Here is a 6,752-nt window from a genome sequence, read left to right as displayed (position 1 = left end):
GTTTTACTTCCTCATGAACCTCTCATGAGGAACCTTTTTGATTCCTTGTGCTGTTTTACTTCCTCATGAACCCTTTATGAGGAAGCTATTTTCATTTTTTTGCTGTTTTACTTCCTCATGAACCCTTTATGAGGAAGTTACTTTCTTCAATTTGCTTTTTTATTTCCTCATGAACCCTATACTCAAGTACCTGTTCTGAGTAAGTTATACTTCTACACGCAAGAAAGTTCACCCCTAAATCAGGATGAACCTTCACTTGCAGAAAAAATCAGATTATTTAATTGTTACATCGTTAATCTCTAAATAGCCTGAAGGGCTAATTGAGAAGCCTTTTACATTTTTAGAGATTGCAGCGACATTTTCGATTACTCTTACAGGAATATAAGGTGAATCATCCATTTCTATTTCTTGTGCTTTAGCGTAGATTTCTTTACGTTTTGCTTCGTCTTTCTCTTTTCTTCCAGCATTAATTAAGTCATCAACTTTTGGATTGCTATAGAAGAATGTGTTTCCGGCAGCGCCGCGTGAGTCTGAGTGGAATAGGTTGTACTGATTGTAATCAGCATCTCCTGTTGCGTTTCTCCAGCTTATGATAAACATTTCTGATTGTCCTTTATTTACTTTTTCAACGAACGATCCGTATTCCATTACTTGTACTTTTAAATTAATGCCAATTCCTTTTAATTGTGATTGAATAACTTCTGCTAAATTTACTCGTTCTTTACTATCCATCGTTAGGATCGTTGCATCAAATCCATTTGGATATTCAGCTTCTGTTAATAGTTTCTTTGCTTCTTTTAAATTGTAATTGTATGCTTTTAATTGATCATCGTATCCGAATACTTTTGAGCCCATTGCTGAATTCGCTTTTTTACCAACATTGTTATATACACCTTTTATAATCGAATCCATTTCAACAGCATGAGCGATAGCTTTACGTACACGTACGTCATTAAACGGTTTTTTTGTTACATTGAATCCGATATACTCTGTTCCGTAACCTTCACTTCGGTATACTTCCATTGCCGAGGATGATTCAACTTGATTCATAACTGCTATTGGGAGTGGTTCTGCAATTTGAGCTTCTCCTGTTTCAATCATTGAAATCCTTGTTGAGTCTTCTGGAACAACCTTGAAATCAACCTTGTCAATCTTTGGTTTTTTCCCCCAGTAATCTTCATTTTTAACTAGTATAATGTCCTGTCCTGGAGACCATGATTTAAATTTAAATGGACCTGTTCCGTTTGGTTCTTGAATAATATTCTTACCATATTTATCGATTGTTTTAGGACTTATAATTCCACCTTCATGGTTTGCTAAAACTGAAAGAATTGGTGAGAATGGCTCGCTCAAAATAAATTGAACTGTATATTCGTCGACAACTTTAACTTCTTTTACCATTTTGAATACAACAGCTCTTGGTGAAGCAACTTTAGGATCTAATAAACGATCAAATGTTTTCTTTACAGCCTCTGCATTAAATGGTGAACCATCGTGAAACTTTACATCATGTCGTAGTTTAAATTCCCAAGTTTTATCATTGATTTGATTCCATGACTCTGCTAGCATTGGCTGAATTTCGTTATTACTATCTCGCTGGACTAGACCTTCATAAATTTTATGATGAGTAACGCTTGCTGCATTGATTGTAGACATAAATTGCTGATCTAAATTTTCGGCATCTGATAACCGAGCAATTACTAGCGTGCTTCCTCCTTTTGAATCATTTGCTTGTCCATTTGCTTTCGTACCTACGTCTTGATTAGATGAACATCCTGTAATTGTGACAGCAGAAAATAGTACTAGAAAAAGTTTACTTATTCCCGATTTTAGTTTCAATGGCACTGCCTCCCTGTTTGAAGTTGTCTTACAAATATTTTATCTAATTATATAAAATATTCTGATAATTATTTTTGAATATCTTTACCTGTTTTTTCAGTTTCTTTACTTATTTTTTAATTATTTGACTTTACTTCTAGTTCTTTAATTGATTCAAGCCTTTTAAAAGATGGTGGAAATAGATCATTTTCAGGAAGTTGTTCGTAATCTCTTTCCATATATCCTCTTCTCATCTTATTAAAATACACTTGGCCCTTTTGTTTTAATACTTCCATATCAAGATTAGGAATTACTTGATCTTGCATCACAATTCTTCCATTTATAATGGATAGTTTTACATCTCTACCTGAACCACTTACAAACATTGTGCGAATTGGATCATCAATAACGCCCATATGGAATCCATCTAAGTCAATCGCAATAATATCCGCTTTTGCTCCGACTGCTATTTTGCCTATATCTTCGCGATTAAGAAATGCCGCTGCTCCTAGAGTGATCGAATTGAAGAAATCTGCGTATGTAGATCCTTCAACATCTTTTTCTACAAGTCTTGAAAGCATGCTACCAGTACGTACATTTTGAAAAATATCTGGAGGGAAAGTATCAGTACCTAATGCAATATTGATTCCCTCCTTCCTATATTTTGCATATGATTCAAGCCCTTCTCCGTGTCTTCCTATAATAAGTGGACAATGGATAACAGTAGTATTTGTTTCTTTCAGTAGTGAAATGTCATTATCAATATTGTAATTCGCCCCACTATAGCCCGATACAAAATGAGCGTGTGGTATTCCTGTATTTGGACCTAAGAATCCAAGATTATATAAATATTTAATTGGTGTAACTCCGTGTTCTTTTAAAATTGTATTAAATTCAAAACTTCCTTGCGCAGCATGGAGCTTGATTGGAACATTTAATTTGTCACTATAATATTTTGTTTTTATCAAAATTTCTTCAGTCTGTGATTCGATTCTTTCTGGAGCTAACATCCCTCTGACCAATCCATCAAATGCTCCGTCAAAGGTTTCAACAAACTTTACTGCTCTTTCTAATCCTTCCTCGCCTGCTATTTCATCCCAATGAATTTTGATGTTTCCATCTGGTTCGACTACTCTAATTCCAGCTTGATAGCTTGGTCCAAGATAAATTCTCAACCCTAGTTTTCCTGCATGATTTGCGGCAGCTTCTAACTCTTCAAAAGTTTCAGCCCAATTTTTGTAAAAAATGGATGTAATCGGCATAGCAGTAGTAATTCCATTTAAAATAAGCTGCGAATATGCATATAAAGATTTAAATGCTTCTTCCTCCTCACTCATTAGCTCATGATGCCCATTTTTTACAAACTCCTCAGACCAAAGGAGATTTTTTTGTCTATTTGATTTCGCTTCTAAATGCAAAATATCATGGTCAATGTCCCCTAATGCATTTAAATCAATAAAACCAGGACTAAGGATCGCATTTCCAACGTCAATTACTTGATCTACTTCTTCCGTATAGTTTTTTCCAACAAACAAAATTGTATCTTTTTCATATACAATCTCTGCATTTTCCAATATGACATGTTCTCTTCCGTCAAAACCAATTACATATCTTCCCTTTAGTTTCGTTTTCATTTTTTCTCCCTTTGAATTTAAAATTTTTTTTTATTTTTCAACATATCTCATCTCGTCAACATAGGCACGAGCATGTCCCCAGAAATACTTTGTAGGTTGCATATATTTTTCTAATCCAGCGCGTTCGATCGTTGCAAAAGCTTCTTCATTTGCTTCATTTAAAACTGTGCTTTCCTGAACGGTATTTACATTTCTGCCTTCCATAACAAGTTTTCCATCAACAATCACATGGTCAACATCATTTGCCACAGCTTGAAATACTAACCGATGCACATGCATATACTCTGGAGTCAAATGCGGTTGATGAAGATTTACTGTGATGACATCTGCTTTTTTCCCAATTTCAAGTGAACCGATTTCATCATCCCAACCTATACATTTTGCTGCATCAATTGTTACCATTTCTAAAAGCTTACCTGGTGGTAAATAGTAATAGTCTCTAAGAGCTGCTTGATGAACAAACTGTGTCTTCCTCATTGCTTGGAATAAATCAAAGCTCGTAGATGGTGAGGTACCATCTGTAGAAATCGCAACAGTTGCTCCCATTTCAATTAATTCTGTGATTGGGGTACGTGCATTAACTTGTCCAAAACCAGGAGAAGCACTAATGTTTGTACCAGTTTCAGCTAATATTTTGGCTTCATCGAATGAAATTCCACGACAATGCTGAAGATGAACATCAGGACCTAATAGCGCATTTTCTTTATCTTGAATGGCTAAATGAATCATTCCACCAAATGCATCTGAATGAATTCTTGTATTATATTTCCTAGCAATCTCTCTTATTTTTTTAGCTTGATAAAGATCATGTTTTGTTAACCCGTATAGCCGATCTGGAGAAGTCGGATATGAAGGATCAACAGACGTTACAATAACAAATGGCGTAATAAAGGCTCTTGTTCGATCATCATTTGCGTGATTCAATGCCTCAATAACTGCTTCTGCCCCTTTTAACACTTCTTCATAAGTAACTTCTTTCTCAATTCTTTTCCCATCAACCCATCTACTAAATGAATGTGGCCATGGTGGGTTACAAGGACCTGTACATACTACTTCACGAACTCCCACTTCGTTGTAAGCTTTTGCATGGTTTATTGCAAATATTGGATCATCAGATCTCGGTACTGAGCCTAAAACACTAACCCCTGTTGTTATGCCTGCTTTCAGTCGTTCAAGTGCTGACAGCTTTCCTTCGTAATACCAAAAATCATCCGTCACATAATGCTTATACGTATTCGTCATAATCGGCATCCAAAAATCGATATTCTCCATCGCGATGGTTTTAAACATTGAATGACCACCATGACCGTGAACATCTATTAAACCAGGTAAAATACATTGATGACGACAATCAATTACTTTTTTCGCCTCATAATTAGTTTTCAAGTTTTCGGTGAGGTCAATGTCTAGTATTCTCCCATTGTGAATAGCAACGGAGCCATTTTCGATAATTCTTCTTTCTTTGTCCATTGTGATAACAGTTCCATTTATTAATAACAAATCAATCATTGTTTTCCTCCTAAATGCAAATTTCTCCTTAAAAACTGAAACAGCATAATTTAATTATGCTGTTTCATTGAATTACTTATTTCACTGTTACATCATCAAGCATTAAATAACTTGCTGGGTTTAACCAAAGCCCTTTAACTGATGAGCCAGTAACTGCTAAATGTTCATAGTTACGAATAGGAACATACGGTACTTCGTCATTTTCAATTTCTTGTGCTTGAGCATATAGATCTTTACGTTTTTCACTATCTGCTTCTTGTCGAGCTGATTCAATTAATTTATCAACTTTAGGGTTACTGTAGAATGCACTATTTCCTGCAGCACCTTGGGATTTACTGTCAAATAAGTTAAATTGGTTATAGTCGCCATCACCAGTAGCATTTCCCCAACCACCAATTGCAACTTGATGTTCACCTTTTGCAATTGCATCAATATAAGCTCCGTATTCAAGAACTTCGATTTTCACATTAATACCAATACCTTTTAATTGAGATTGAATAACTTCAGCCATATTTATTCTTTCTTTGCGGTCACTAGTTGTAAGTGTAAATGAAAGACCATCTTTAACTCCTGCTTCTTTTAAAAGCTTTTTAGATTCATTAATATCGTAATGATAGCCTTTAAGATTTGGATCATATCCAAATACTTTCGGACTCATTGTTGAATTCGCTTTTGTTCCAACATCGTTATATACGCCTTTAATAATTGAATCTACTTCAATTGCATGTGCAATCGCTTTACGGACACGAACATCATCAAATGGTTTTTTCTTAACATTGAAGCTTAAATATTCAACAGCTAGTCCATCTGTACGATATAAATCCATTGTGTCAGAAGCTTCAATACGATTGATTTCTGTTACAGGCACTTGATCAGTTACATGTGCTTCACCAGTTTCAATCATTGCTAGTCTTGTAGCATCTTCAGGAACTACTTTAAAGACTACACCATCAATTTTAGGTTTATTTCCCCAGTAGTCTTTATTTTTCTCAATTTTTATTTCTTCTCCTGATTTCCAAGATTTAAATACATAAGGACCAGTTCCAACTGGATTTCGTCCAATTTTATCACTGTTTTCTTTAATCGATTTAGGACTAATAATACTTCCTTCATTACTCATTAAAATTGATAAAAGTGGAGCATATGGGTATTTCAAAATAAATTGAACAGTTGAATCGTCTACCACTTTAACTTCTTTTATCATTTCAAATTTACCAGCTTGAGGTGATGCAGTTTTTGGGTCAAGAACTCGATCAAAATTTGTTTTAACTGCATCTGCATTAAATGGTGATCCATCTTGGAACTTAACGCCTTGTCGTAATTTAAACTCCCAAGTGACATTATCTACTTGCTTCCATTCTGTTGCTAAAAGAGGTTGTGGCTCCATATTTTTATCTGGTTCAACTAATGTTTCATATACCTTTTCATAAACAACGTTTGCTGATGGAATATCAGTAATAAAATGTGGATCTAATGTAGTCGCATCAGATAGTCTAGCTACGACCAAAGTTCCTCCTGCTTTTGCTTTTGTTCCTGTTGCACTACTGCTTGTTTGATCAGATGTACAACCTGCAAGCGCAGTAGAAATTGTTAATAATGATGCAAATAATACTCCAGCTGTCTTTCTCTTCATTGTTTTCTTCCTCCTCTTAATACTTTCCCTATGATCTCTTGTTCACCATTTTTCTTGAGTACGTAGGCTTATTCAAATTATAAAAAAAAATAAAATTTTATATTTTCAGAATCTTTACTCGTTTTTTAATTATCTTTACTGCTTTTCCGCATTATATT

4 protein-coding genes are annotated in these 6,752 nt (G+C 34.8%); all 4 read right to left on the bottom strand.

Annotated features, from left to right (window positions below):
* Positions 1 to 273: 273 nt before the first annotated feature.
* The 4 genes from CN514_RS04340 to CN514_RS04325 all read right to left on the bottom strand — a co-directional run bounded on the left by CN514_RS04340 (position 274) and on the right by CN514_RS04325 (position 6,594).
* Positions 274 to 1,839 (bottom strand): glutathione ABC transporter substrate-binding protein, encoded by a 1,566-nt coding sequence (locus CN514_RS04340; RefSeq protein ID WP_098231545.1) that lies wholly within the window; start codon positions 1,837 to 1,839, stop codon positions 274 to 276.
* Positions 1,840 to 1,955: 116 nt separating this feature from the next.
* On the bottom strand, positions 1,956 to 3,452 hold the full coding sequence (locus tag CN514_RS04335; protein WP_098231544.1) for an amidohydrolase family protein: 1,497 nt from the start codon (positions 3,450 to 3,452) through the stop codon (positions 1,956 to 1,958).
* A 30-nt stretch (positions 3,453 to 3,482) separates the two neighbouring features.
* Complete coding sequence (locus CN514_RS04330) at positions 3,483 to 4,961, bottom strand: amidohydrolase family protein (RefSeq protein ID WP_098231543.1); 1,479 nt, start codon at positions 4,959 to 4,961, stop codon at positions 3,483 to 3,485.
* A 76-nt stretch (positions 4,962 to 5,037) separates the two neighbouring features.
* Positions 5,038 to 6,594 carry a glutathione ABC transporter substrate-binding protein gene (locus CN514_RS04325; RefSeq protein ID WP_098231542.1) on the bottom strand — a complete coding sequence of 519 codons (1,557 nt, stop codon included), beginning with the start codon at positions 6,592 to 6,594 and terminating at the stop codon, positions 5,038 to 5,040.
* Positions 6,595 to 6,752: the final 158 nt, after the last annotated feature.

This window comes from Bacillus sp. AFS001701 (assembly GCF_002559405.1).
Lineage (GTDB): Bacteria > Bacillota > Bacilli > Bacillales > Bacillaceae_G > Gottfriedia.
Note: the sequence above shows the minus strand (reverse complement) of the source record. Positions and strands in the feature narration are given on the sequence as shown.